18 protein-coding genes and 6 tRNA genes are annotated in these 25,063 nt (G+C 62.9%); 9 read left to right on the top strand and 15 right to left on the bottom strand.

What is annotated here, in order from left to right:
• Positions 1 to 271 precede the first annotated feature (271 nt).
• Positions 272 to 859, top strand: coding sequence for a hypothetical protein (locus QD228_RS02340; RefSeq protein ID WP_077371445.1), 588 nt, complete (start codon positions 272 to 274; stop codon positions 857 to 859).
• A gap of 125 nt (positions 860 to 984) precedes the next feature.
• Here QD228_RS02340 and QD228_RS02335 read toward each other — a convergent pair whose 3' ends face one another.
• Positions 985 to 3,453, bottom strand: a complete 2,469-nt coding sequence (locus QD228_RS02335) for an acyl-CoA dehydrogenase (protein WP_279874295.1) — start codon at positions 3,451 to 3,453, stop codon at positions 985 to 987.
• 38 nt (positions 3,454 to 3,491) lie between these two features.
• Between QD228_RS02335 and QD228_RS02330 the strand changes: the two genes are divergently transcribed.
• A complete protein-coding gene (locus QD228_RS02330) occupies positions 3,492 to 3,740 on the top strand; it encodes a hypothetical protein (RefSeq protein ID WP_279874294.1) in 249 nt (82 codons plus the stop codon).
• Between the two features lie 201 nt (positions 3,741 to 3,941).
• Here the strand turns inward: QD228_RS02330 and betA are convergent, their stop codons facing one another.
• The 3 genes from betA to betI form a co-directional block, all read right to left on the bottom strand.
• On the bottom strand, positions 3,942 to 5,657 hold the full coding sequence (gene betA, locus QD228_RS02325) for a choline dehydrogenase (protein WP_136938359.1): 1,716 nt from the start codon (positions 5,655 to 5,657) through the stop codon (positions 3,942 to 3,944).
• 370 nt (positions 5,658 to 6,027) lie between these two features.
• On the bottom strand, positions 6,028 to 7,509 hold the full coding sequence (betB, locus tag QD228_RS02320) for a betaine-aldehyde dehydrogenase (protein ID WP_279874293.1): 1,482 nt from the start codon (positions 7,507 to 7,509) through the stop codon (positions 6,028 to 6,030).
• Positions 7,510 to 7,596: 87 nt separating this feature from the next.
• The gene (gene betI, locus QD228_RS02315) at positions 7,597 to 8,259 is read right to left on the bottom strand and encodes a transcriptional regulator BetI (protein WP_077371460.1); all 663 of its coding nucleotides are present in this window, start codon (positions 8,257 to 8,259) and stop codon (positions 7,597 to 7,599) included.
• Positions 8,260 to 8,798: 539 nt separating this feature from the next.
• Here betI and QD228_RS02310 point away from each other — a divergent pair.
• From QD228_RS02310 to QD228_RS02290, 5 genes are all read left to right on the top strand, one after another.
• Positions 8,799 to 9,707: a choline ABC transporter substrate-binding protein gene (locus QD228_RS02310; RefSeq protein WP_279874319.1), complete on the top strand. Its 909-nt coding sequence runs from the start codon at positions 8,799 to 8,801 to the stop codon at positions 9,705 to 9,707.
• Between the two features lie 86 nt (positions 9,708 to 9,793).
• A tRNA-Met gene (locus tag QD228_RS02305) sits at positions 9,794 to 9,870 on the top strand.
• A 174-nt stretch (positions 9,871 to 10,044) separates the two neighbouring features.
• Positions 10,045 to 10,120 (top strand) — tRNA-Asn (locus tag QD228_RS02300).
• A gap of 78 nt (positions 10,121 to 10,198) precedes the next feature.
• Positions 10,199 to 10,274 (top strand) — tRNA-Asn (locus QD228_RS02295).
• Positions 10,275 to 10,371: 97 nt separating this feature from the next.
• Positions 10,372 to 10,447 (top strand) — tRNA-Asn (locus QD228_RS02290).
• Between the two features lie 349 nt (positions 10,448 to 10,796).
• Here the strand turns inward: QD228_RS02290 and QD228_RS02285 are convergent.
• On the bottom strand, positions 10,797 to 12,896 hold the full coding sequence (locus QD228_RS02285) for a carboxy terminal-processing peptidase (protein ID WP_279874292.1): 2,100 nt from the start codon (positions 12,894 to 12,896) through the stop codon (positions 10,797 to 10,799).
• Positions 12,897 to 13,190: 294 nt separating this feature from the next.
• On the opposite strand from QD228_RS02285, the gene QD228_RS02280 reads away from it, so the two are divergent.
• A complete protein-coding gene (locus QD228_RS02280; protein WP_279874291.1) occupies positions 13,191 to 14,519 on the top strand; it encodes a M18 family aminopeptidase in 1,329 nt (442 codons plus the stop codon).
• Positions 14,520 to 14,736: 217 nt separating this feature from the next.
• Here the strand turns inward: QD228_RS02280 and QD228_RS02275 are convergent.
• Positions 14,737 to 14,813 (bottom strand) — tRNA-Met (locus QD228_RS02275).
• 81 nt (positions 14,814 to 14,894) lie between these two features.
• Positions 14,895 to 16,229 carry an FAD-dependent oxidoreductase gene (locus QD228_RS02270; protein ID WP_279874289.1) on the bottom strand — a complete coding sequence of 445 codons (1,335 nt, stop codon included), beginning with the start codon at positions 16,227 to 16,229 and terminating at the stop codon, positions 14,895 to 14,897.
• 153 nt (positions 16,230 to 16,382) lie between these two features.
• Between QD228_RS02270 and QD228_RS02265 the strand changes: the two genes are divergently transcribed.
• Positions 16,383 to 17,342, top strand: coding sequence for a LysR substrate-binding domain-containing protein (locus QD228_RS02265; protein ID WP_170877339.1), 960 nt, complete (start codon positions 16,383 to 16,385; stop codon positions 17,340 to 17,342).
• A gap of 104 nt (positions 17,343 to 17,446) precedes the next feature.
• Here QD228_RS02265 and ychF read toward each other — a convergent pair whose 3' ends face one another.
• The 8 genes from ychF to QD228_RS02225 form a co-directional block, all read right to left on the bottom strand.
• Positions 17,447 to 18,538, bottom strand: a complete 1,092-nt coding sequence (gene ychF, locus QD228_RS02260) for a redox-regulated ATPase YchF (RefSeq protein ID WP_077371478.1) — start codon at positions 18,536 to 18,538, stop codon at positions 17,447 to 17,449.
• A gap of 298 nt (positions 18,539 to 18,836) precedes the next feature.
• On the bottom strand, positions 18,837 to 19,421 hold the full coding sequence (gene pth / locus QD228_RS02255; RefSeq protein ID WP_084209246.1) for an aminoacyl-tRNA hydrolase: 585 nt from the start codon (positions 19,419 to 19,421) through the stop codon (positions 18,837 to 18,839).
• Positions 19,422 to 19,452: 31 nt separating this feature from the next.
• On the bottom strand, positions 19,453 to 20,085 hold the full coding sequence (locus tag QD228_RS02250) for a 50S ribosomal protein L25/general stress protein Ctc (RefSeq protein ID WP_077371484.1): 633 nt from the start codon (positions 20,083 to 20,085) through the stop codon (positions 19,453 to 19,455).
• A 179-nt stretch (positions 20,086 to 20,264) separates the two neighbouring features.
• A complete protein-coding gene (locus tag QD228_RS02245) occupies positions 20,265 to 21,194 on the bottom strand; it encodes a ribose-phosphate pyrophosphokinase (protein WP_077371487.1) in 930 nt (309 codons plus the stop codon).
• A gap of 84 nt (positions 21,195 to 21,278) precedes the next feature.
• Positions 21,279 to 21,353, bottom strand: a tRNA-Gln gene (locus QD228_RS02240).
• Between the two features lie 29 nt (positions 21,354 to 21,382).
• Positions 21,383 to 22,261, bottom strand: coding sequence for a 4-(cytidine 5'-diphospho)-2-C-methyl-D-erythritol kinase (gene ispE, locus QD228_RS02235; RefSeq protein WP_279874287.1), 879 nt, complete (start codon positions 22,259 to 22,261; stop codon positions 21,383 to 21,385).
• Positions 22,262 to 22,329: 68 nt separating this feature from the next.
• A complete protein-coding gene (gene lolB, locus QD228_RS02230) occupies positions 22,330 to 23,004 on the bottom strand; it encodes a lipoprotein insertase outer membrane protein LolB (protein ID WP_279874286.1) in 675 nt (224 codons plus the stop codon).
• Between the two features lie 111 nt (positions 23,005 to 23,115).
• Positions 23,116 to 24,999 (bottom strand): hypothetical protein, encoded by a 1,884-nt coding sequence (locus tag QD228_RS02225; protein WP_279874285.1) that lies wholly within the window; start codon positions 24,997 to 24,999, stop codon positions 23,116 to 23,118.
• Between the last annotated feature and the right edge of the window lie 64 nt (positions 25,000 to 25,063).

Raw genomic sequence — 25,063 nt, 5'->3', positions numbered from 1 at the left:
CCTGAGAGGGTCCCTGGTCAGCCTTGTGGGAGTCGCGCAGGCTGACTGCTGTCGATCGATGGCGAACGATCAAGCGAACATCTTTTTGTTCTTATGATGATCGTCCGAAAAGCGTAGACGACTCTAGAAGGCTTTCCTTACAACTTTATGACGGTTGGATGTTCATGTGCGGGTAACCACCGTCGGCCCTGCACGGGGCGCGGTGGATCAGGCGATCATCCGGCGAGTGTGCTAGTCTTGCGCGCTGAAAATGCCTGTGGCGGAGAATGCGATGAAAGTGGTGGAAGTGAGTGCCGGTGCTCGGCGCGATGCGTGTCTGGCGATGCTGTGTGCCGAAGTGCATGGCCGCGAGGGGGGACTGGATGCGCTGGTGAGCTATGCCGGTGTCCGAGGTGTCTGGTTCGAGAACGAGACCGCTCGCCTGTTCGCGCTGGTGGACGATGCCGAGCGCATCCACTCCGCCGCCCTGTTGGTGCTCGACGAGAATGCGCGCGGGCTGAATCTTGCCCTGTGGGCGACGCCGCCGGTCCATCGTGGCCATGACCACGGCATCGCGCTGGTGTCACAGCTGGCGGATCACGGTCGTCTGCAGGTGCGTCTCACCGACGGCTCGCTGGTCAGCGTGCTGCGTCGCGCCGGGATCAACGACTGGCTGGAGGCCGAGGCCGAAGGCGATCGCCCGCGTGAGCTGGTCGGCATGAATCCGGCGGCGCGTGTCGGCACTCTCGCGGCGCTGGACGAGCCGCTGCGTCTGGATCGCGAGCGTATCAAGCGCACCTTCAAGGCGCGCCCGAAGGACTTCGAGACCTACAAGAATGCCTTCGTGCGTGATCTCGAGCACTTCGCGCGTCATATCTGAGATCGAGATGACGCGAAGCATGGCGCCTCCTGCCAATAAAAAGGCCCCGCTCACTGAGCGGGGCCTTTTTGGTTCTGCGATCAGCGATCAGGTCTTGCATCGCTCACGCGGGCGTCGGCCGGTGATCAGGCGGCGTCCTGCTGTGGGTTGGAGGCTGTGCCGTCACTCGCCATCGGCTTGCGCACGAAGGCATCGAAATCGAAGTGGTCGACGGTCAGCATGTCGAGTACCTCGGCTTCGAAGACGCGCATGAAGTCGCCATCCTCAGCGGACAGGATACCGGCCTCGACCGCCGCTTCGATGCGCGCTTCCGGTGACAGTGCGTCGGCCGGGATCTCGCCCTTGTGGTAGGCCTTGGCCAGCGTCTTGTAGATCGGCTCCGCACGCGGGTAATCCTTGAGCAGCGCGTTGTAGCGGGCGAGAGCATTGTCCTTCTGGCCTTCGTCCTGAGCGTCCCAGGTGTTGTCGGTCAGCTTGGTACGCAGTGCACTGTCGGTGGAGACGGCACGTGCGATCTCGCGGGTCAGGCTGTCCCTGGGCATGGCGAACTGACGACCACGCGGCAGCGTGACGACGCGCAATGTCGTGGCCAGGGCACGGTTGGGCAGGTTGGCGAGCAGTTCGTCGAGTGCCTTCTCGGTGCGATGCAGCAACCATTGCATGCTGTAGTGGAACAGCGCTTCCTCGTGCTCACAGGCGTCCGATTCGTGCCACTGCTTGAGCGTCAGGGACGCCAGGTAGAGGTTGGAGAGCACGTCACCCAGACGAGCCGACAGCATCTCGCGTGCCTTGAGGCTGGAGCCGAGGCTGGCCATGGCCGCATCGGCGGACAGCGAGAAGGCGGCGCTGAAGCGGTTGATGTGGTTGGCATAAGGCGTGGCGACGGCGTCGAAGCCGGTGGTCTTGCCGCCGATGCCGAAGCTCTGGCTGAAGGCGCGGGCCGCGTTGCCGAAGATGAGGCCTGCATGGCGGAAGAAGGCCTTGTCGAAGGCGTTCAGGTCATCGGCATCCTTGGCGGCCAGCTCTTCCAGCACGTACGGATGGCAGCGGATGGCCCCCTGACCGAAGATCATCAGGTTGCGGGTCATGATGTTGGCGCCTTCCACCGTGATCGAGACCGGGGTGCCGGCATATGCCACGCCGATGTAGTTGCGCGGGCCGAGCGTCACGCCGCGTCCGCCGTGGATATCCATGCCATCGGTCAGCAGCGTGCGGGCCATCTCGGTCAGCTGACTCTTGAGGATGGCGGAGGGCACGGCCGGCTTGTGGCCGTTGTCGATCATGTTGGCGGTATGCAGTACGGCGGCCTGGCTGATGTAGTTCATCGCGGCCATGCGAGCCAGCGGCTCCTGCACGCCTTCCATCTCGGCCACCGGCAGGTTGAACTGGCGGCGAATGCGCGCGAAACCGGCGCTCCAGCCCAATGCGTAGCGAGAGATGCCCGCGGAGCCGGACGGCAGGGTGATGCAGCGGCCCACCGACAGACACTCGACCAGCATCTTCCAGCCCTGGCCGGCCATCTGCTCGCCACCGATCAGGTAGCTGAGCGGAATGAAGACGTCCTTGCCGAAGATCGGACCATTCATGAACGGCGCGCCGATCGGGTGATGGCGACGGCCGATGTCCATGCCGTCAGTATCACGCGGAATCAGGGCGCAGGTGATGCCGATGTCTTCCACGTCCCCCAGCAGGTGCTCGGGGTCGAACATGCGGAAGGCCAGGCCGACCACGGTGGCGACCGGCGCCAGGGTGATCCAGCGCTTCTCGAAGTTGAGGCGGATACCGACGACTTCCTCGCCGTCATGCATGTCGCGACACACGATACCGGTGTCCGGAATGGAGGTCGCGTCACTGCCGGCACGCGGGCCGGTCAGGCCGAAGCAGGGGATCTCGCGGCCATCCGCCAGGCGCGGCAGGTAATAATCCTTCTGTTCCTCGCTGCCGTACTTGAGTAGTAGCTCACCCGGGCCGAGGGAGTTGGGCACGCCGACGGTGACCATCAGCGTCTCGTTGACCGCCAGCTTCTGCAGTACCAGTGACTGCGCCTTGGCCGAGAAGCCGAGGCCGCCGTACTGCTTGGGAATGATCATGCCGAAAAACTTCTCGCGCTTGAGAAATTCCCACAGTTCCTCGGGAAGATCTGCACGCTCGCGAGCGATTTCCCAGCTGTTGGTCATGCCACAGGCGATGGAGCACTGCGTATCGATGAAGGCCTGCTCCTCGCTGGAGATGCCCTCATTGCGCTGTGCGGTCAGGGTGTCCCATTGCGGCTTGCCGGAGAACAATTCGGCGTCCCAGAACACGGTACCGGCTTCCAGGGCTACCTTCTCGGTCGCCGAGACCTTGGGCGACACCTTCTTGAACATCGCGAACAGCCGCGGGCTGAGCCACTTGGTGCGCAGTGCCGGCAGGCCGCAGACGGCGACCAGTGCCGCGCTGATCAACAGCAGGACGCCAAGCACCGGGGCGTCGATGCCCAGGCCGATGAGGCCGGTGACCGCCAGCACGCCGATGGCGGCCAGTGCACCGGATTCACGTGCCATGACGGTCAGCAGACCGGCAAGGGCGACGAGGATGAGGATGAGCTGCGTCATGGCAGGATCTCCAGGTTGCGTTGCGGGAGCTCTAGCGAATGGCCTTCCTCTTCAGCATAGCAGCCATGCGTTTAGAACAGTTGTTTGAATTATTGTCAGCCTATCCCAACTCGACTCACTCCGCCAGTCCACCCAAGGTCGAAGGTATGAAAGGTGAAGCGATGGAAGAGGCGTCGCGGGGAAAGCAATGGTGGCTGTGCAAGGCGTATGGGCAGCGAAAGGGGCCTTGGATACAGGGAGAGGCACTGGCCCAGGTCGGGACGTCATCGGAGCTGCTGATGCCATGAGACGGGATGAGGCGGTGCGGGCGGGATGAAGCGATGCGGGCGGGGGAGAAACGAGGAGGTGGGCTGCCACGACGGAAGTGATGGTCTGGAATCGAGACATGCCAGACATAAAAAAGGCCCCGCAGTGCGGGGCCTCGAACGATCGATGGTGCTTCCATGCCTGCCGTCAGCATAACGGAGGCTTACGTTGATCGCGCAGGATCAGCCGTTGATCGGCGCGGAATCGATCTGGCGCTTGGCGGGCTGCTTGGCCGGTGTGCCCGGCTCGACCACGAAGTAGTCGGCGTCGGACGGCGGCAGCGGAGCACGGCCCCGAATCTTGTCGGCCATCTTCTCCGCCAGCATGATCGTCGGTGCGTTCAGGTTGCCGGTGGGGATGACCGGGAACAGCGAGGCGTCCACGACGCGCAGGTTGTCGAGACCATGCACGCGACCGGCGCCATCGACCACGGAGGTCTCGTCACTGCCCATGCGACAGCTGCCGCACGGGTGGTAGGCCGTCTCGGCATGATTGCGTACGTATTCGTCGAGCTGCTCGTCCGTCTGGACATCAGCGCCCGGCGCCAGTTCGCGGCCACGGTAATCGTCCAGTGCCGGCTGAGCGATGATCTCGCGAGTCAGGCGAATGGCGGCGCGGAACTCTTCCCAGTCACGCTCCTCGGCCATGTAGTTGAAGAAGATCGAGGGCGCGGCCTTGGGGTCCAGTGAGGTCAGTCGGACACGGCCCTTGCTCTGGGAGCGCATGGAACCGACATGTGCCTGGAAGCCGTGGCCCTGCACCGCACTCTTGCCGTTGTAGCTGATCGCGATCGGCAGGAAGTGATACTGCAGGTTCGGCCAGGCCTCGTTGGCATCGCTGCGAATGAAGCCGGCAGCCTCGAACTGGTTGCTGGCACCCACACCGGTCCCCTTGAGCATCCACTCCAGGCCGATGGGCGGCTGGTTGTACCACTTGAGGGACGGGTAGAGCGAGATCGGCTTGGTGCACTCGTACTGGATGTAGAGCTCGAGGTGATCCTGCAGGTTCTCCCCCACACCCGGCAGGTGGTGCACCATCTTCACGCCCAGCGGCTCGAGGTGCTCACGATTGCCGACGCCGGAGCGCTGAAGGATCTGCGGCGAGGCGATGGCGCCAGCACACAGCAGCACTTCCTTGCGTGCACGTACGCGGTGGTCCTGCCCCTTGCGCTCATATTTCACGCCGACCGCTGTCTTGCCCTCGAACAGGATGACATCGGTGGTGGCACGCGTCTCGATGGTCACGTTGGCGCGCTTCTTGGCGGTATCCAGATAGCCGCGGGCGGTGGAGGCGCGACGGCCTTCCTTGGTCACGAAGCGATCCATCGGGCCGAAGCCTTCCTGCTGATAGCCGTTGACGTCTTCGGTGGCCGGATAGCCCGCCTCGATGCCTGCCGCGATGAAGGCGTGATAGAGCTCGTTGTTGCCTTCCTTGGGAGTCGTGACCGAGACCGGCCCATCGCCGCCGTGGTAGTCGTTCGGGCCGATATCGCGCGTCTCGCACTTGCGGAAGTAGGGCAGGCACTCACGATAGTTCCAGTCAGCCAGGATGGGATCCTTGGCCCAGTTGTCGTAATCCAGCGCATTGCCACGGATGTAGCACATGCCATTGATCAACGAGGAGCCTCCCAGCCCCTTGCCGCGGCCACATTCCATGCGGCGATTGTTCATGTGCGGCTCGGGGTCGGTCTTGAAGTCCCAGTTGTAGCGCTGGCCCTGCAGGGGATACGCCAGTGCGGCAGGCATCTGGGTACGGAAATCGAAACGGTGGTCACGGCCGCCCGCTTCCAGCAGCAGGACACTGACGTCAGCGTCTTCGCTGAGGCGAGTGGCCAGCACGTTGCCGGCGCTGCCGGCACCGATGATGACGTAGTCGTATTCACGCTCGAATTGGCTCATGAAATCTCCTTTCGTATCAGATGCCACATGCGGGCGCAGGACGCCCCGTCGACGACGAGGGGTGGCCACTGCCGGGCGGATGGATACGGTGATGTGTCTGTGAGGAGCCGTCGGGGCAGCGCATGGCAAGTGGTATGCCATCACTGTCAGCGACTCGTCGGGATTCGTGCACTGCCAGCGCCGAAGTCATGAGTGGCGTGGCGTGCTGGCCGGCACGACGAGGGGTCGTCATGCCGGCGGGTGGGGCATCTGGCGCTATCTTCCGTGCATCAACTCACTGCAGCGGATCAGTGGATCAAGTGTCCTGATCCCGCATCCTGCGCCAGACGATGCTGCTGTCGTCGATTCAGGCCTCATGGCCTCTGGTGGCTCAGAAGGCGGACTCGAACGGCCCCATCTCGATCAGCACGGACTTGGTCTGAGTGTAGTGGGACAGCGTCTCGACACCATTCTCGCGACCGATGCCTGACTGCTTGTAGCCGCCGACCGGCATCTCGGACGGGGACTCGCCCCAGGTGTTGACCCAGCAGATACCGGCTTCGAGCTGGTGGATCACGCGGTGCGCGCGGTTCAGGTTCTCGGTGAACAGGCCAGCCGCCAGGCCATAGGTGGTGTCGTTGGCGCGGCGGATGACTTCCTCTTCGCTGTCGAAGGACAGGATGGACATCACCGGACCGAAGATCTCTTCCTGCACGATGCGCATGTCATCGCTGCAGTCGGTGTAGACGGTCGGCGCGACCCAGGCGCCCTTGGCGAAGTCGCCTTCGCTCATGCGCTCGCCGCCAACCAGCAGACGTGCGCCGTCCTGCTTGGCGATCTCCAGGTAGGAGACGACCTTTTCCAGGTGCTCGAAGCTGACCAGCGGACCGAAGGTGGTGGCGTGATCCTGCGGATCACCGGCCTTGATGCGTGCGACGCGCTCGACGATCTTGGCCTCGAAGGCCTCCTTGACGCTGGCTTCGACGAAGACGCGGGTGCCGTTGGTGCACACCTGACCGGAGCTGTAGAAGTTGGCCATCATGGCGCCGTCGGCAGCACGGTCGAGGTCGGAATCCGCGAACACCAGCAGCGGGGACTTGCCGCCCAGCTCCATGGTGACTTCCTTGAGGCTGGAAGAGGCGGACGCGGACATGACCTTCTTGCCGGTGCCGGCTTCGCCGGTGAAGGAGATCTTGGCGATATCCGGGTGCTCGGTGAGCATCACGCCGACGCGGGCATCGCCCTGCACGACGTTGAACACGCCGTCCGGCAGGCCGGCTTCGGTGAAGATCTCGGCAAGCTTCAGTGCGCTCAGCGGCGTGACTTCGCTGGGCTTGAAGACCATGGCGTTGCCGGCGGCGAGTGCCGGGGCAGACTTCCAGCAGGCGATCTGGATCGGGTAGTTCCAGGCACCGATGGCACCGATGACACCCAGCGGTTCCTTGCGGGTGTAGACGAAGGCTTCCTGGCGCAGCGGCACCTGGGTGCCTTCGATGGCCGGCGCGAGGCCTGCATAGTATTCCAGTGCATCGGCACCGGTGACGATGTCGACCACTTCCGTCTCGGACAGCGGCTTGCCGGTGTCCAATGTCTCGAGTAGTGCCAGCTCGTCATTGCGCTCGCGCAGCAGGTCGACGGCGCGACGCAGGATGCGCGAACGCTCCATGCCGCTCATCGCGGCCCACACCTTCTGGCCCTGCAGGGCGCTTTCGACGGCGGCATCCACGTCCGCGCCGCTGGCCTGCTGTACTTGGGCGATGACGTCGCCGGTGGCCGGGTTGACGGTCTCGAAGGTTTCGCCAGAGGTCGCGTCGACGCGACGACCATTGATGTACAGGGTCTGGGTCGGGAAGCTTGCGTTGCTGTTGGCCATGCTTGCGCTCCTGTCAGGGATCAGAAAAGGGGGAGAGTCGTAGAGTACCGGTGGGTTCAAGCGTCCGAGCGGGGGAGGCTGTTGCGCTCAGGCATGCTCGGCAGGCACCGGGTGCGTCATGTCAGACGCTTGTGCATCTGCTGCTGGCGTGGAGACGTCAGCGGCGTGTTGCGCCAGCTGGTATTCCACATATTCATAGGCCAGACGCCGGGCTCGCTCGACGTCCAGTCCCTCGGGGTCCAGCGCGCCACGCAACCACAGGCCGTCGATCAAGGCGGCGAGTCCTGCCGCCGCATCGCGTGCCTCCACCAGCGGCATCACGCGACGGAAGATGGCCGACAGATTGGAGACCAGACGACGGTCATTGACCTTCTGCAGGCGCTCCAGCGGTGTGCGGTGCATGCTGGAGGCCCAGAAGGCCAACCAGGTCTTGGAGACGCTCTGACTGACCTGGCTGCGATCGAAGTTGCCATCGATCACGGCGTGCAGGTGACTGCGGACGTCGTTCGAGGCGATCTCGGCGCGTCGCTCACTGACGGCTCTGCGCAGGTCGGTGAGGATCTGGCGCATCGTGGCCTCCATCAGGCCATCCTTGCCGCCGAAGTAGTGACTGATGATGCCGGCGGAGACGCCCGCATGCCGTGCGATCCGTGCAACGGTGGCGTCGGCCAGTCCTGCCTCATCGATGGCTTGCATGGTGGCCAGAATCAATTGGCGGCGACGAATGGGCTCCATTCCCACTTTCGGCATCAGCTTGCTCTCCCGTCAGGTGGCGTATCGGTGAAACTCGCGTAATCTTGGTACTGGTAGACGCCAAGGATACGCGGTTGTCACCGCATTGCTGAATCCGGCGTTCAATCGGGATTCGGCTCGATCTAGTCGTGACTCGAGTTTTATTGAACGTTCAATTAATAAAAAGTGTAGAGACAGAAAGGTGATGCGTCAAGTTGCATAATTCGTGGTTATTGAAAGCCAGGCTTGGTAGAACTATAGAGAACGCCAGAGGGCACAAGGTGTCCTTGCAAAGGCTGTGAAGGTGCTTACGAGGTGCCTCGTACGTCTGGTCCGGCAGCTCGTCAGAGACTGGCAGCTTCTCAACGACAGCATGGGAGCTTGTCGTGATGAGAGCGTGTCATGAGTGGCGCCTACCGCGGGCTGTCACTTGTCGCCGGGCCGGGTGGGGGTCAATGACACGTGTGACTGACGGACATGTACTGCTCATATAACAAAGAGAAGGGACAAGCATGAAATCATCATCAGGTTTTGCCGCATTGCCGCTGGGACTGGCCATGGGGATGCTGCTGGCACCCCAGGCGCACGCCGAGGTATCAGAGGAGTGCAGTACGGTGCGCTTCGCTGAGGTGGGATGGACGGACATCACTGCCACCACGGCGCTGACGCGCAGTGTCCTGGAAGGTTTGGGGTACGAGACGACCTCCGACACGATCTCCGTGCCGATCGCCTATGCCGGCATGAAGAACGATGACTTCGATGTCTTCCTGGGGAACTGGATGCCGTCGATGGCTTCCATCAGTGACCCCTATATCGACAAGGGGCAGGTAGAGCGACCGCGTGCGAATCTGCAAGGGGCCAAGTACACCCTGGCGGTGCCCCAGTACGTGCTGGATGCCGGCGTGACCTCGGTGGCGGATCTTGCCGACAACCTCGAGAAGTTCGATGGGCGCATCTACGGCATCGAGGCAGGCAATGATGGCAACATGATCATCGCCGACATGATCGATGACGATGCCTTCGGTCTGGGCGCCTTCGAGATGATCGATTCTTCCGAAGCCGGCATGCTGGCGGAAGTGAAGTCGAAGATCGCGGCCAAGGAGTGGGTCGTCTTCCTCGGCTGGGAGCCGCACCCCATGAACACTCGCTTCGAGATGGGATATCTGGAAGGCGCGGATGACTACTTCGGGCCGAACCTAGGCGGAGCGACGGTCTACACCAATACCCGCGCGGGATATAGTGAGGCGTGTTCCAATGTCGGTGCGCTGCTGGCCAATCTCGAGTTCAGCCTGGAGATGGAAAATCAGATCATGGGCGAGATCATGGATGAGGGTGCCGATCCGGACGAGGCAGCAGCAGACTGGCTCAAGCAGAACCCCAGCGTGCTGGAGGCATGGCTTGAAGGTGTCGAGACCACCCAGGGAGAACCTAGCCTGCCTGCCGTCAAGGCCTCGCTGGGCATCTGAGCATCCCGCTGGCTCACTTTGACGGGCAATTGCAAAAAAGTGCTTGCAATTCAGCAGCCTGACCTGCAATATACGCCTCGTCGTGTGGCTACATAGCTCAGCTGGTTAGAGCACATCACTCATAATGATGGGGTCCCCTGTTCAAATCAGGGTGTAGCCACCAGTGATTCCAAGGCCTGCATCCGTGCGGGCCTTGTCACATCTGGATGTCGCCATGTGCGCTTTCGGAGGTGGATTCGGCAGAAGGAATCGAGCGAGTTCTGCGGTAGGTTGAATGCCCGAAGGTGGTTGACGCCATTGAGTATTTCCGTATAATTCGTCGCGTGTTCAAGGTTGTTCCTCGATAGCTCAGTTGGTAGAGCAAATGACTGTTAATCATTGGGTCACAGGTTCGAGTCCTGTTCGAGGAGCCAATAGCACACGCAGCATGCTTGAAATGTCAGTCTGACAGCATCCATGATGATGTCGCTGACAGATGGATTTCCGGTCGTTCCTCGATAGCTCAGTTGGTAGAGCAAATGACTGTTAATCATTGGGTCACAGGTTCGAGTCCTGTTCGAGGAGCCAATCCCAGGCTTCCTGCCAATGCCGGAAATGACGCTGGTAGATGAGCATCTCATCGTCAGCTTCGATATCGCCCTGATATCGATCGATATTTCGTTGTTCCTCGATAGCTCAGTTGGTAGAGCAAATGACTGTTAATCATTGGGTCACAGGTTCGAGTCCTGTTCGAGGAGCCAATATCACATCCCGTATCTCCCCCTCTTCCCAGTCGATCGTTCGAGATCCCGCCTGCCTCTCGTCAGAATGACGTGATTCTGCGCTGATGATGTCTCACTCCTGCAGTCTTCGCTGCCGCTTTTCTGTGTCTGCCTGCTTTCCTTTGTCTGCCCGCTTCCTTGCTGGTCGATCTCTCTCTGCTATTCGTCTTCAGCTTGCCCTCGCGTGCCGAGCGCCGGTGCGTCGACTCGCCCGTGCGTGTCGATGACGCCTGCATCAGGCATGAAAAAGCCCCTGCACTCGGATCTGACATGAGGGCAGGGGCCTTGCAACCGCGATGTGCCGGCGCGTCAGCGACGACGAGAGAGTTCAGCGATCGCCATTGAGATGGGCGTAATCGAGCAGGATCTCGGCGCTTTCCTGGAGCTGAGCCTGATCGATGGGATCCTCGGCTGGCTCGTCGGTGCTGTCCTGCGTCTCGATCTCCTGCTGCAGGTCACTTTCTGCCGATGCGATGTGATCGCTGGCGGCATCAAGTTCGGCGAAGCTCGACAGCGGCTCCATGCCCAGTGCTCGGCGGCGCTTGTTTTCCAGTGCCAGTTGCTCGGCTTCCTGGGCATCCATCTCGCGCTTGCGCTGCTCACGATTGAGGCTGATGCTGGTCTGCTGGGCGCGCAGTGCCTTTGACAGCGCGACTTCGCTCTGCAGGTAGACGAAGTTGGGCTCCTGTTCGACACGGCTCTCGTGGCGGGCACGCAGGGCCGCCAGGTAGCGGGCCGGTTCCCCATAGCGACGATACTTCACCGGGCGAACCTGGTCCCATGGCAGGGCGTAGTCGAGGCTCGATTCGCCGATTTCCTTCGGGTCGATGATGCTGGGGAAGGCGATGTCCGGCTTGACGCCCTTGTTCTGGGTGGAGTCACCGGAGATGCGATAGAACTTGGCGCGGGTCAGCTTGATTTCACCTTGTGTCAGCGAGGAGATCGTCTGCACGGTGCCCTTGCCGAAGGTCTGGCTGCCGATGACCGGGCCGCGGCCATAATCCTGGATGGCGCCGGCAAAGATCTCGGAGGCCGAGGCCGAAAGGCGGTTGACCAGGACGGCCAGCGGACCATCGTAGTGGGTGCCGGCATCGGTATCGCCATACAGGCTGATGCGTCCGCGGGCATCACGTACCTGCACGGTGGGGCCGCGGTCGATGAACAGGCCGATCATCGAATTGGCCTCCTGCAGGGCGCCGCCGCCATTGTTACGCAGATCCAGAATGATGCCTTCCACCTGCTTGGCCTTCAGCTCATCGATGAGGCGCGCCACGTCACGTGTGGTGCTGCGATAGTCATCTTCGCCGGCCTGCCAGGCATCGAAGTCGACATAGAAGGCAGGGACGTGAATCACGCCGATCCTGTGCACGCCATCATCGCGCTTGACGTCGACGACCTTGGCGTTGGCAGCCTGGTCTTCCAGCTTTACGGTGTCGCGGGTGATGTCCACTTCCCGTGTCTTGGTGACATCCAGGGACTGGGCCGGGATGACTTCAAGGCGCACGACGGAGCCCTTGGGGCCGCGGATCAGGTCCACGACATCGTCAAGGCGCATGCCGACCACGTTGGTCCATTCGCCATCCCCCTGACCAACGGCCACGATGCGGTCCGCCGGCTTGAGCTCCCCGTCCTTCTCGGCCGGGCCGCCCGGTACCAGGCTTGAGACCTTGACGTACTCGCCTTCGGATTGAAGCAGGGCGCCGATGCCATCGAGTGACAGCTTCATCTGGATATCGAAGGATTCGCCCTGGCGTGGGGAGAAGTATTCGCTGTGCGGATCGATGCTGCCGGTGACGGCGTGCATGATCAGGGTCAGGATGTCTTCGTCGTTGGTCTGCTCGATGCGCTTGAGCTGGTTGGCATAGCGCTCGCTGAGCGTCTTGGCGATGTCCTCGTCGCTCTTGTCGGACAGCGACATCGACAGCCAGGCGTTCTTGAGTCGCTTGCGCCACAGCTCATCAAGCTCCTGCTCGCTGTCGGCCCAGGGGCTTTCCGCACGATCGAGTGCGAGTCGATCATCGCGGGTGAAATCGAAGCTCGGCTTGCCGTCCAGCGTCTTCACCAGCCATTCGAGGCGTGAGGTGAGGCGCTGCTGGTACCGGGCATGCAGGGCGTAGAGGCGCTCTAGATCACCGTCGAGCATGGCGTCATCGAAGTCGTGGCGAAGATCACTGAACTCGGTGATATCCGAGTCCAGCAGATAGGCTTTCTGGGGGTCGAGTGTCTTGAGATATTGCGTGAATGCCTGGGTAGCCCATTGGTCATCCAGCGTGACATCTTCGTAATGCCCGTAACGCAATGATTCGGCAACTTCGCGAGCAGCCTGTGCATCGGCGTCAGTAGGGGTGACCGCGGCGCTGGCGGGGCCGGCCATGGCGAGACACAAGGCAAGGCATGCCGTGCGCCGGACGTTTGCAAACAGGCTCATCAATGAAGCACTCCCGATTCATGTACACTCTGCTCCCTGAGCGACCTCTCCGCGGAGAGGTCGAGCGGGCATTGTAGCAGCCTCCCGCGTCCGCGACAGTTGCCTGTCGTTGATCGGCGGGGCTTGCGGTATGGCGTGTCAGCGCTGCCTGGCGTGATCGGTCCTGCGGGACCTGCGCGGCTGACGAGAGCTGGCGGGTCGATCACCACCGCAAGGGAGGAGTCGTTTCGCTCTATCCATCATGTTTCTTCTTATACAGTGCCTTGCATTCATCTTCGAGGACTTGACGCTATCATGACTTACGCGATTGCGGATTCCCGCGTTCCAGCACTGCTTGAATTCCTGAATGTCTCTCCGACTCCCTGGCATGCCACGGCGACCATGGCGGCTCGCCTGGAGCGCGAAGGCTATCTCCGACTCGAGGAGACCGAAAGCTGGAAGTTGTCGCCCGGTGAACGGGCTTTCGTGACGCGCAATGATTCCTCGCTGATCGCCTTTCAGCTTCCTCGGGGTAATACGCAGCTCGAGGCAATACGGATGATCGGCGCGCACACGGATTCTCCTTGCCTGCGCCTGAAGCCCAATCCAGCCCAGCTCAGTCAGGGCTGGTTGACCCTGGGGATCGAAACCTACGGTGGCGTGCTGCTGAATACCTGGTTCGATCGCGATCTCGGGCTTGCAGGCCGTGTTCAGGTGCGTCACCAGGATGGCCGTCGCGAGAGTCTGCTGCTGACGGTGATGCGGCCGGTGGCCTGTGTTCCGAGCCTGGCGATTCACCTGGATCGTGACGTCAACAATGGGCGCGCCATCAATGCCCAGACGCAGATGTCCGCCGTGGTCATGCAGCTGGGCGAGGAGGCTGGCACCCCGGCTGAGGCCTTCCATGCGCTGTTGATCGAGCTGCTGGAAGAGCAGCACGGCGTGCGTGTCGCGGAGGTCATCGACTTCGAACTCGGGCTGCATGATCTGCAGCCGGCGGCCCAGGCCGGGCTCAAGGGCGAGCTGGTCGCCAGTGCACGCCTGGACAATCTGCTGTCCTGCTTCGTCGGCCTGGAAGCGTTGCTGGGGGCCGATGGCAGCCAGGGCGCGCTATTCGTCGCCACGGATCACGAGGAAGTCGGCAGTGCCAGCGCCTGCGGTGCCCAGGGGCCTTTCTTGGCGGATGTGCTCAAGCGCATCAATCACTATGTGGGCTTGGACAACGAAGAAGGTTATCAGTGCCTCGTGCAGCGCTCCTTGATGATCTCCTGTGACAATGCGCATGCCGTCCACCCCAACTTCCCGGACAAGCATGATGCGGGTCATGGCCCGAAACTGAATGCGGGGCCGGTGATCAAGGTCAACGCCAATCAGCGTTATGCCACCAACAGCACCACGGCGGGTCTGTTCCGTGAGCTGTGCCGGGAGCAGGAGGTGCCGGTTCAGACGTTCGTCAGCCGTGCCGACATGGGTTGCGGCAGCACCATCGGGCCGATCACCGCCAGTGAAGTGGGGGTGCCGACCTTGGATGTCGGGCTGCCGCAGTGGGGCATGCACTCGATTCGTGAGACGTCCGGCAGTGCCGATGTGGCGATGCTGATCAAGGTGCTGGTGGCATTCTGCAATCGCGAGCGTCTGGACTGAGCAGAGTTGAACTGACAAGCACGGTGAAACATTGAAAAATTGAAACATTGAAAGAGGCGGCCTGCGGGCTGCCTCTTTCGGTTTCGGCTCCGGTTCCGGTTCCGGTGTCGATTGTCGGCGGGAGTCACGAGCATGAGCGCAGGCGATGCGAGGGAATGTGAATCCGACGCAACAAAAAAGGCCTGACTGCAAGCAGTCAGGCCTTTCGAATCTTGGTTGGTGGCTACACCCTGATTTGAACAGGGGACCCCATCATTATGAGTGATGTGCTCTAACCAGCTGAGCTATGTAGCCGTCCAACGGAGGCGAATATTACGGATTATCCGTGATGTTGTCAACGCATCAGCCTGAAAAAGTGGCAGGGAATTCATCAGGCTAGCAGCCGAGCTGCTCTGCGAGGTGGTCGGGGAGGGTATCGAGGAGCGTGCCGGGACGGGTCTCGTGCGAGATGGCGCGTGCGATGAGGTCGCCACTGGCGCAGGCCAGCGTGAAGCCCAGGCTGCCATGTCCGACGTTCAGCCACAGGTTGTCCGGTCTGCCCGCTTGCTGGGGGCGGCCCAGGGTCGGAGGGCCCTTCGGCGTGCTGGGGCGCAGCCCGGCCCACGGAGTGGCTTGCGAGAAATCGCCGGCGTCGGGGAAGGTCTCACTGGCCAGCTGACGCAGGGCGGCAATGCGCTTCTCGTCCAGCGCAGGATGGAAGCTGTCAGATTCGCGGTGGCCGATATCCACCATGGCCGCGACGCGCAGCTGTCGGGACTTGCGTGTATCCAGATCGGCGTAGACCACCTTGCGCGCGGCATCCGTCACGCTGATGCGCGGGGCCGCTGTCTTTGGGGTGTCAGCTGGCAGTGGCAGCGTGAGGCTGTAGCCCTTGAGCGGTTGCAGAGATAGGCGGATGCCCAGCGGGCGGACCAGTTCGGTGGCGTGATTGCCGGCCGCGATGATCAGCGTATCGACGGCGTGGCGTTCGCGGCGGCCATCGGCGCGGGTGAGTTCGAGGTGCGCGATGCGCCCGTCGTGCGCGCTCAGTGGAGCGACGCGGGTGCTGGCGAGGCGTGTATAGCGACCAGAGGCCTGCAGCTTGCGCTCCAGCGCCTGACAGAAGGCATGGCAATCCGCCGTCTCGTCCGAGGCGCTGAAGATTCCGCCCGACAGATGAGGCTGCTGGTGGATAAGCGAGGGCTCCAGTGCGATGCATTGACGTGCATCGAGCACCTGTTGGTCCTGAGGCGCGACGCGTGCGGCGGCGGCCTTGTCGAGCGCTGCGGAGTCGCGATGGATCACCAGCTTGCCGCGTTGCTGCCAGGCGAACTCCTCGAGTGCATCCTGAACTCGCCACTGAGTCATGATCTGTTGGCTGTGCAGTGCCAGGGCGAGCATCTGCGCTGCGCTTGCTCGATGCGTGCGCTGATTGCAGGCGGCCAGAAACTGCGTCATCCAGCGCCATTGCGAGGGGGCAAGCCGCGGGCGCAGCCGCAGCGGTGCCTCATTGCCTGCCAGCAACCACTTGATGGCCTGGAGGGGCACGCCGCTATCGGCCAGTGGCGCCACATAGCGGTAGCTCAACTGGCCGCCATTGGCGTGGCTGGTCTCGCGGGCGACCTCTGCGTGGGCATCGATCAGGGTCACGCAGTGTCCCGCTCGGACCAGTGCATGAGCGCTGCTCAGGCCGATCACGCCGCCTCCGATGATGGTCACATGACGTTGCATGGCAGGCTCCTGACGGTATGGGGGAGGCAGATGAGCATGCCTGTCCCGGGGCCGAGCGGCGAATGAAAGATCCTCGCCACGTCATAACCCCCGGTTATGGGGTAGGCTGTCGGCTGGACGTTGAGACAACACGACAGAATGTGGAGATCTTGCATGCGGCTCAGGGATCTGGAGGTCTTTCATGCGGTGTTGCAGGCCGGCAGCGTGACCGGCGCCGCTCGGCTGTTGCATGTTTCCCAGCCGGCCGCGAGCAAGGCGTTGCAGCAGGTGGAGCGGCAGTGGGGGATCGCGCTGTTCACCCGTAGCGCCGGACAGCTGGTGCCCACGGAGGAGGCGCGCAAGCTGGAGGCGGCAAGCCAGGGGATGCTGGGGCAGCTGGATGACGTCAAGCGGCTGGTAGAAGGCTTGCGTTCAGGTGAGGCGCAGTCTCTCAAGGTGGTGGCGACGCCGGCGATCGCCCAGCAGCTGTTGCCGCAGGCGCTGGGGCAATGGCGCCGGCGACATGCTCGAGTCAATTGCGAGCTGGCCACCCAGCACACCCGCGAGATCATCGATGCCCTGCTGCTGCATGAAGTCGATATCGCCTTCACCTTGAGTGCGCCGACGCATCCGGCACTGATGACTCGCGCACTGGCCCGCATGCCCCTGAAGGTATTGGCGCCAGCAGGGTACTGGGCACAGGAGTGTCAGCAGGCACCGATGACGGTGGCGGAGCTTGCCGGTCAGCGTCTGATCGCGCTGGGGGCGCATGATCCGCTGGCGCGACGTCTCGATGGCCTGCTGGCGAGCGAGATGCCGTCACCGTCTGAATCAGGTAACTCGAAAGCACCGTCATCTCCTCGCATCGTGACGCGCGTACAGACCTATCCGCTGGCAGCGGCACTGGTGCAGGCAGGGGAGGGGCTGGCCGTGGTCGATGCCTTGACGGCGCATACCGCCTGTCGGGAGCGTGGCCTGGACGCGCGGACATTGCCTCAGGCCGGCGAGCTGATGCTGAGTGCCGTGTGGCGTCGAGAGGCGGGGAGGGGGCGTCTGGCGCAGTCACTGGCGGACCAGTTGGCGACGCTGGCGGCACAATGGCTGCAGGGCTGTGCTCTTGATGATGGGGCATGACCCATGATGCAGAACGCCCCTGACCTCGTGGGAGATCAGGGGCGTTCCCTGCAGCATCAGGTGCTTTCAGGCTGGCTCACCAGGTACTGACTGCGCCCGAGGCCTCAGACATTGAAGCGGTAGTGCACCACGTCGCCATCCTTGAGGATGTAGTCCTTGCCTTCCAGGCGCCACTTGCCGGCATCCTTGGCGCCTTGCTCGCCCTTGTAGGCGATGAAGTCGTCATAGGAGATGACTTCGGCGCGGATGAAGCCTTTCTGGAAGTCGGTGTGGATGACGCCAGCGCCTTCCGGAGCGGTAGCGCCGATCTTGACGGTCCAGGCACGCACTTCCTTCACGCCAGCGGTGAAGTAGGTCTGCAGGCCCAGCAGTTCATAACCGGCGCGGATCACGCGATCCAGGCCTGGCTCTTCCATGCCCAGCTCGTCGAGGAACATCTCGCGTTCCTCTTCCTCCAGCTCGGCGATCTCGGCTTCGATCTTGTTGCACACCGGCACCACGCTGGCACCTTCATTGGCGGCGATGCCACGCACGATGTCGAGGTAGGGGTTGTTCTCGAAGCCTTCCTCGCTGACGTTGGCGATGTACATGGTCGGCTTGAGGGTCAGGAAGCCGAAGCCACGCAGGATCTTGAGGTCGTCATCGCTGAGACCGAAGCTGCGCAGCGGCTGGCCTTCGGCCAGGTGCGGCTGGATACGCTCCAGCACCGCCTTGGTGGCGATGGCTTCCTTGTCGCCGCCCTTGGCGACACGGGCCAGGCGCTGGATGCTGCGCTCGACGCTGTCGAGGTCGGCCAGGGCCAGCTCGATGTTGATGGTCTCGATATCGGCGGCCGGGTCAACGTGGTTGGCGACGTGGATGACGTTGTCATCCTCGAAGCAGCGCACCACGTGGGCAATGGCATCGGTCTCGCGGATGTTGGCCAGGAACTTGTTGCCCAGGCCTTCGCCCTTGGAGGCGCCGGCGACCAGACCTGCGATGTCGACGAATTCCATGGTGGTCGGAATCACCTTCTCCGGCTTGACGATCTCGGCCAGCGCGTTCAGGCGAGGGTCAGGCATCGGCACGATACCGGTATTCGGCTCGATGGTGCAGAAGGGGAAGTTCTCGGCGTCAATGCCCGACTTGGTCAGTGCATTGAAGAGAGTGGACTTGCCGACGTTCGGCAGGCCGACGATGCCGCAATTGAAACCCATGGCGCTAGATCCTGGTGTGACGTGTCGAATGGGGCGTGGCACTGATGACCGTCTCGACCGGCAGGCCCGGAGTGCGAGGGCACGGGCCATGCGAGGAGACGAGGGGACAGGCACGGTGTGAAGTCAGGCGGGAAGTGTAAGGCCTCATGCCGCCGAGGTCATCCATTGGGCGCATGTCGCGCGACAAATGATGCCTTTTGCTGCTGATCGCGTGGCGAGACGCGCGCACGCAAGCGAGGTGATGCGCTGAGCGAATCACCGAAATTCGGAGAGGAGTGATGCCGGGTGATGCAGAGGTTCAGTGCTTGAAGGAGTGCAGGCGATTCATGGCCCGTGCCCATTCGCCGCTGAGGGCATCCGGGAGGGTCATGACCACTTCGTCGATGGCGTCATCGATGGCCAGGCGTTCAGCCTTGCCGGGACGCCCGAGCACGAAGTTGGTCACCAGCTTGGCATTGCCGGGGTGGCCGATGCCGATGCGGGCACGATGGAACGACTTGTCGTTGCCCAGTGCGCTGATGATGTCGCGAAGCCCGTTGTGCCCCCCGTGGCCGCCACCCTGCTTGTAGCGGGCGGTGCCGGGGTCGATGTCCAGTTCGTCGTGGGCGACGAGCAGTTCATCCGGGGCGAGCTTGTAGAAGTTGCACAATGCGGCCACGGCCTGACCGCTGCGATTCATGAACGTCGATGGGAACAGCAGATGCAGATCCTGACCTGCGAAGATGATCTTCGCGTACTGGCCATGGAACTTGCGTTCCGGACGCAACGTGGTGTGACCGTGGCGCGCAAGAGCGTCAAGGAGCCAGACGCCGGCGTTGTGACGGGTGTCTTCGTATTCGCTCCCCGGATTACCGAGGCCGATGATCGCTTTCACTCGTGACATGCGTGTCTGGCTCCCTGATCAGAAGGCTGCGTTATTCTGCAGCGGCTTCTTCGCCTTCAGCAGTATCTTCTGCGTCAGCAGAGATGTTCGGACGAGTGACGTTGACCACAGCGGTGTCGTGATCGGCACCGTGAGACAGGGCAACGGACTCGGCGCCTTCCGGCAGAGCGATGTCGGACAGGTGCAGGGTGTGGCCAACTTCCAGCTTGGACACGTCCAGCTCCAGGTATTCCGGCAGGGCTTCCGGCAGGCAGCTGATTTCGACGTCAGTTGCCAGGATGTGCAGGACGCCGTCCTGATCCTTGACGCCGACACAGGCTTCCTGACCAGTGATGTGCAGCGGCACGTTCATGGTCAGTTTGTGGGTCGGGTCGATGCGCAGGAAGTCGATGTGAGTCAGCAGCGGCTTGAACGGGTGACGCTGCAGGTCACGGATGACGACTTTCTCGGCCTTGCCAGCAACATTCAGGGTGATGATGGAGGAGTAGAACGCCTCATCGTCAACCGCCTTGTACAGGCTCGGCTTGTCGACCATGACCGGAGTCGGGGCCTTGTCGGCGCCGTAGACGATTCCCGGCACGAAGTCGTTCGTACGACGCAGGCGGCGGCTCGCACCTTTCCCCAGGTCTTCACGAACTTCAGCATTCAGTTTGAACAGTTTCATTTTGCAGATACCTCAAGGGTCTAATGAGAATCCGGCAGCCCCCGCGACCAGAGCGCTACCGGATCCATGAGGCCGGCCCGGAGATTTCCGGGCCGGCCGCTTGTCGGCAGATGACGGATCATCTGCCGGTGTCAGTGCCTCTTCCCCGAGCAGCGGCGAGCAGGGCCCGCCGACAGGACTCAGTGGAACATGGCGCTGACGGATTCTTCATTGCTGACGCGACGGATCGCCTCGGCGATCAGGCCAGCGACTGTCAGCTGGCGGATCTTGCCGGAACGACGTGCGGTGTCGGACAGCGGGATGGTGTCGGCCACCACCACTTCGTCGAGGACGGAGTTGGTGATGTTGTCGACCGCCGGGCCGGACAGGATCGCGTGGGACGCATAGGCCACGACGCGGTTGGCGCCATGATCCTTGAGTGCCTCGCCCGCCTTGCACAGGGTGCCGGCGGTGTCGATCATGTCATCGACCAGCACGCAGGTGCGGTCCTTGATATCACCGATGATGTTCATCACCTGGGCCTGGTTGGCCTGGGGACGACGCTTGTCGATGATGGCCAGCTCGCAGTTGAGCTGCTTGGCGATGGCACGGGCACGCACCACGCCGCCCACATCCGGGGAGACGACGATCAGGTTGTCATAGTTCTGACGTTCGATGTCGTCGAGCAGGATCGGTGAGCCGTAGACGTTGTCCACCGGCACATCGAAGAAGCCCTGGATCTGGTCGGCATGCAGGTCCATGGTCATGACGCGATTCACGCCAGCCTTGACCATCATGTCCGCGACCACCTTTGCCGAGATCGGCACGCGAGCGGAGCGCACGCGGCGATCCTGACGGGCATAGCCGAAGTACGGCACGACCGCCGTGATGCGCGCCGCTGACGCACGACGCAACGCATCCACCATCAGGATCAGCTCCATCAGGTTGTCGTTGGTCGGTGCGCAGGTGGACTGCATGATGAAGACGTCCTTGCCGCGGACGTTTTCGTTGATTTCTACCGCAATCTCGCCATCGCTGAACTGACCGACGGTTGCGTGGCCCAGGCGGGTATCGAGGGCTTCAGCTACCTTGCGGGCGAGAGCGGGATTGGCATTCCCCGCGAATACCATCAGTTTTGACACGCGCAGCCACCTTTGGAGTCTTGTGGGATCTCGGGAGTGGAGAATTCCGGGTTGACCGGGAACGGCCAGGATTGGCTGGGGTACCAGGATTCGAACCTGGGAATGTCGGTACCAGAAACCGGTGCCTTACCACTTGGCGATACCCCAGCAACGTTCACTTCAACCAGTTGCTGTGCTCAGGCCGAAGCCAGAGCGGCATGAAGAGGGGAGAGATTGCAACCACGTGCCATGAAGGCGTGCCACGTCGGGCGCTCGGAGTCGAGTCGGCCCAGCACCTTGCTGGCCTGTCGTGCGTCATCGAACGCACAGAACACACAGGCGCCGGTGCCCGTCAGTCTGGCGGTGCCGAACTGGTCCAGCCAGTCCAGGGCGTCGGCGACTGCCGGGTACAAAGTGCGCACCACGACTTCGCAGTCGTTGCGGCCCCCCTGCAGTGCGCGCGCCATACTAATCGCGGGACTGGAACGTGTCAATTGCGGGTGGCCAAACACGGCGGGGGTCGCGACCTCGATGCCCGGGTGGATCACCACGAACCACGGGGTGTCCAGCGGGGCAGGTTCCAGTCGCTCACCGATGCCTTCGGCCCAGGCCGAAAAGCCGCGAACGAAGACCGGTACATCGGCCCCCAGAGCCAGTCCGAGCTCGGCCAGGGTGTCCAGATCGAGCTCAAGTTTCCAGAGGTGGTCCAGCGCCAGCAGCGTGGTGGCCGCATCACTGCTGCCACCGCCCAGGCCACCGCCCATCGGCAGCACCTTCTTCAGCCGGATATCGACACCGGGCAAGTCATTCGGGCTCGCGACCTGGCCGCGTGCGACGGCCGCTTCTCTCAGCAGGCGAGCGGCACGCATGATCAGGTTGGACTCCGCGGGCACGCCTTCGATGGCCGGGGCGAGGTGAATGGCAGCGTCATCACGCAGCGTGAAGTCCAGTCGGTCACCGTGATCCAGAAACTGGAACAGTGTCTGCAGTTCATGATAGCCATCGGCGCGCTGACCGGTGATATGCAGCATGCGGTTGAGCTTGGCCGGTGCCGGCAGAGAAAGTGTCGCGGTCATCGTGTCCGTCATGGATGAGCTGGCCGGAATGCTGGCCGTGGAGAAAGAAGAGAGCGTCGGGGGCACGCTTAGAGTGCCTGCCACTGATTGACGATCAGGGTGGCGGTCAGATCGCCGTAGTAGAGTTTCATCTTGCGCGGCAGCCACAGTCCTTCGGCGCGGGTCCAATCCTGATAGTCCACCTCCCAGCCATCCTGATAAAGGGTATCGGGGAAGCCGAGGGCGTCACTCTTCAGGTCGTGCTCGCCCTTGGCTGCCACTCCGCGGACCCAGTCATCCAGGGCCCCCAGCGGCAAGGACCAGCCCAGCTGCGAGAGCATCAGGCTTTCGGCGTCCGGTGCCTGGAAGTCGCCGTCGGACGAGGAGAGGCGCACGCCCTCGGCATCACGCACCAGGGTCGTGCGGCCAGCACCCAGTGGGCCGGTGATCAGCATGTGGTAGTCATCGCCCTCCTGCTGCCAGTCAAGATTGGCGCTGTGACCTTCCTCCGGCGTGCGAATGCCGACCTTGCCTGCCAGTTGCCAGTGCGTGAGCGAATCGATCCTGTCGCTCTGCTGCTGCCAGTCACCTTCATTGCGGGTCAGGTCACCGGCGTTGTCGCTGGCCATCTGACTGGCACAGCCGCTCAGGCCCAATGTCATGGCCAGCAGGACTGGCCCCACCAGACGGCGCAACATGGCGAGGGAAAGGTGGCGTGTCCGGGGAGAGGAGAATGATGATTGGGGGAAAGAAGAGGAGGTCATGACGCGAAAGCCTTCCGGATGGCGGAATGAGAGTCGATGGGCAACCGATGGCGCCATCGGCGAGTCAGGATAATGGACTCGCCGATGGACAGAAAGTGCCGGGCTGTCCTGTCAGGGCGCATCCACGACCGGTCGCAGAGCCGGGATGCGCTGGAACAGGGCTTCCAGCTCGCTGGCCTCCTCGAAACGCTCACTGAGCTCGATGGCCAGGCTGCGTGCTTCATCCTGCTGCTTGAGTGACCACAGCACCTCGATGAGGTGTGCGCCTATCTCGGCATCCTGTTGCTGTGCCCAGGCCGCTTCCAGCGGGGGCAATGCCTGGGCGGCATCCCCGGTGAGGAAATACCCCCAGCCGAGGCTGTCGAGGATGGCAGGGTCGTTCGGCTTCAGTGCATGGGCGCGCTGAACCAGTTCGAGCGCTTCGGCGCGGCGGTCGGCATCCTCTACCAGCAGGGTGTAGCCCAGAGCGTTGTAGGCGCTGGCATTCTCGGGCTCCAGTGCAATGACCTGACGCAGGTCCTGCTCCATCTCCTCGAGACGCCCGTCATCGAGACGACGAATGCCGCGCAGGAACAGCAGGCTGGCCAGTTCGTTCTCCGTCACGGCAGCGCTTTCGCCGTCACCTTCGCTGCGTGCCCTGGTGAGTGTCTTCTGGCGAGCCTTGATGCTGCCGTCGAGCAGCTCGTCGGCGGCGGCGTAGTGTTCCTGGGCATCCAGCAGGTCAATCTCGAAGCTGAGCAATGTCATGGCGTGACGCGGATGACGCAGGCGCTCGACGGCAAGGAACTGGCGTGCCTCCTCGCTGCGATCATGCTCCACCAGCAGCTGCGCGGCGCGCGCGCGACTTGAGACGTAGCGCTCCCCATCCGGTACCTGTCGGTAATAGAGGATGGCGTTGTCGATCTCACCGCTGGCCTCTGCCGCCAGCCCGAGCAGGGCATAGGCGGCATCCGGGACCGGCGTGTCATCAAGCAACGGCAGCAGCAGACGACGAGTGTCCTCGGGAGAGTCGGCGTCCAGATAGAGGCTGGCCAGTGCCAGACGCAGGCGCGGTGCGTTGGCATGGCGGCTGACAAGGTCATCAATGCGCAGGCGCGCGGCCTCGATGTCACCACCGGCAAGTTCGGTCTGGGCGGCGCTCAGGATCAAGCGACTGTCATCCGGGGCGATGGCCAGGCCACGCTCGGCCGCCTGACGTGAGGCGCTCAGGCGGCCTGCGTCGCGCTCTATCTCGCTGCGTGCCAGCCACACTTCGGCCAGTTCGGGGAACTCGCCTTCCATCGCCATCAGGCGCCTGCGAGCGTCGGACTCATTTCCAAGCGCCGCTTCATAGAGCGCGGCGGCAATTCGCGGGCCCGGTTGCGCGGGATATTGCGCGACATGCTCCAGCAGCCGTGACAGCAGTGATTCCAGATCCGCGCCGGCATCGATGGACTGCTCCGCCAAGGTGGTCACGTTGCCGGTGCCGCCGGCGGTCTCTACCGCGAGGCGCTGCTCGAGCGCCGTCATCCAGTCGCCGCGCTCCACGGCCAGGCGGGCGCGGATGATGCCCGGCTCGGTCGCGGAATCATCCAGTTGTTGCCAGCGCTGGGCGGCACGCTCAAGCAGGGCAGGATTGTCGGCGTAGCGAGCGGCCAGCACGGCGCGCCGGGCCAGTTCCGGATCATCGAAGCGGCGGCTGGCGGCCAGATACCCATCGGCGGCGCTGGGGTAGTCGCCACGCTGGCCGGCAAGCTCCGCGCCCAGCAGCTGATTGAGGCTGTTGGCATCCAGGCCACTGGTGATGGGTGGGGCGGTATCCAGCGGGTCCGGCTGAGAGGCGAAGGGAGCCTGCGTGGCCGGCGACTGGCAGCCGGCCAGACCCAGCAGCACACTGGCCAGCAGGCAGCGTGTCCAGCGGCTGTCGGCCAGCCGTGCCGTGCCCGTCAGGCGCTCGGAAGGGCTCGCGTGGGCCGCCCCGCGAGGGGAGTGTTCAGCGGCAGTCGATACGTGCATGCAACCTCGCAGTCAGCGGTGGAAGGATCTCGGCCAGTCGGCACGTTCCGGCCGGAGTCGCGCC

The sequence above is a fragment of the Cobetia sp. 3AK genome, from assembly GCF_029846335.1.
GTDB classification, from domain to species: Bacteria; Pseudomonadota; Gammaproteobacteria; order Pseudomonadales; family Halomonadaceae; genus Cobetia; species Cobetia marina.
This window is presented reverse-complemented; position numbering and strand designations above follow the sequence as displayed.

What these genes read in the sequence shown, in the direction of transcription:
- QD228_RS02340 (WP_077371445.1), top strand. Translation starts at nt 272, where the DNA reads ATGAAAGTGGTGGAAGTGAGTGCCGGTGCTCGGCGCGATGCGTGTCTG.
- QD228_RS02335 (WP_279874295.1), bottom strand. Translation starts at nt 3,453, where the DNA reads ATGACGCAGCTCATCCTCATCCTCGTCGCCCTTGCCGGTCTGCTGACC.
- QD228_RS02330 (WP_279874294.1), top strand. Translation starts at nt 3,492, where the DNA reads ATGGCCTTCCTCTTCAGCATAGCAGCCATGCGTTTAGAACAGTTGTTT.
- betA (WP_136938359.1), bottom strand. Translation starts at nt 5,657, where the DNA reads ATGAGCCAATTCGAGCGTGAATACGACTACGTCATCATCGGTGCCGGC.
- betB (WP_279874293.1), bottom strand. Translation starts at nt 7,509, where the DNA reads ATGGCCAACAGCAACGCAAGCTTCCCGACCCAGACCCTGTACATCAAT.
- betI (WP_077371460.1), bottom strand. Translation starts at nt 8,259, where the DNA reads ATGCCGAAAGTGGGAATGGAGCCCATTCGTCGCCGCCAATTGATTCTG.
- QD228_RS02310 (WP_279874319.1), top strand. Translation starts at nt 8,799, where the DNA reads ATGGGGATGCTGCTGGCACCCCAGGCGCACGCCGAGGTATCAGAGGAG.
- QD228_RS02285 (WP_279874292.1), bottom strand. Translation starts at nt 12,896, where the DNA reads ATGAGCCTGTTTGCAAACGTCCGGCGCACGGCATGCCTTGCCTTGTGT.
- QD228_RS02280 (WP_279874291.1), top strand. Translation starts at nt 13,191, where the DNA reads ATGACTTACGCGATTGCGGATTCCCGCGTTCCAGCACTGCTTGAATTC.
- QD228_RS02270 (WP_279874289.1), bottom strand. Translation starts at nt 16,229, where the DNA reads ATGCAACGTCATGTGACCATCATCGGAGGCGGCGTGATCGGCCTGAGC.
- QD228_RS02265 (WP_170877339.1), top strand. Translation starts at nt 16,383, where the DNA reads ATGCGGCTCAGGGATCTGGAGGTCTTTCATGCGGTGTTGCAGGCCGGC.
- ychF (WP_077371478.1), bottom strand. Translation starts at nt 18,538, where the DNA reads ATGGGTTTCAATTGCGGCATCGTCGGCCTGCCGAACGTCGGCAAGTCC.
- pth (WP_084209246.1), bottom strand. Translation starts at nt 19,421, where the DNA reads ATGTCACGAGTGAAAGCGATCATCGGCCTCGGTAATCCGGGGAGCGAA.
- QD228_RS02250 (WP_077371484.1), bottom strand. Translation starts at nt 20,085, where the DNA reads ATGAAACTGTTCAAACTGAATGCTGAAGTTCGTGAAGACCTGGGGAAA.
- QD228_RS02245 (WP_077371487.1), bottom strand. Translation starts at nt 21,194, where the DNA reads ATGGTATTCGCGGGGAATGCCAATCCCGCTCTCGCCCGCAAGGTAGCT.
- ispE (WP_279874287.1), bottom strand. Translation starts at nt 22,261, where the DNA reads ATGACCGCGACACTTTCTCTGCCGGCACCGGCCAAGCTCAACCGCATG.
- lolB (WP_279874286.1), bottom strand. Translation starts at nt 23,004, where the DNA reads ATGACCTCCTCTTCTTTCCCCCAATCATCATTCTCCTCTCCCCGGACA.
- QD228_RS02225 (WP_279874285.1), bottom strand. Translation starts at nt 24,999, where the DNA reads ATGCACGTATCGACTGCCGCTGAACACTCCCCTCGCGGGGCGGCCCAC.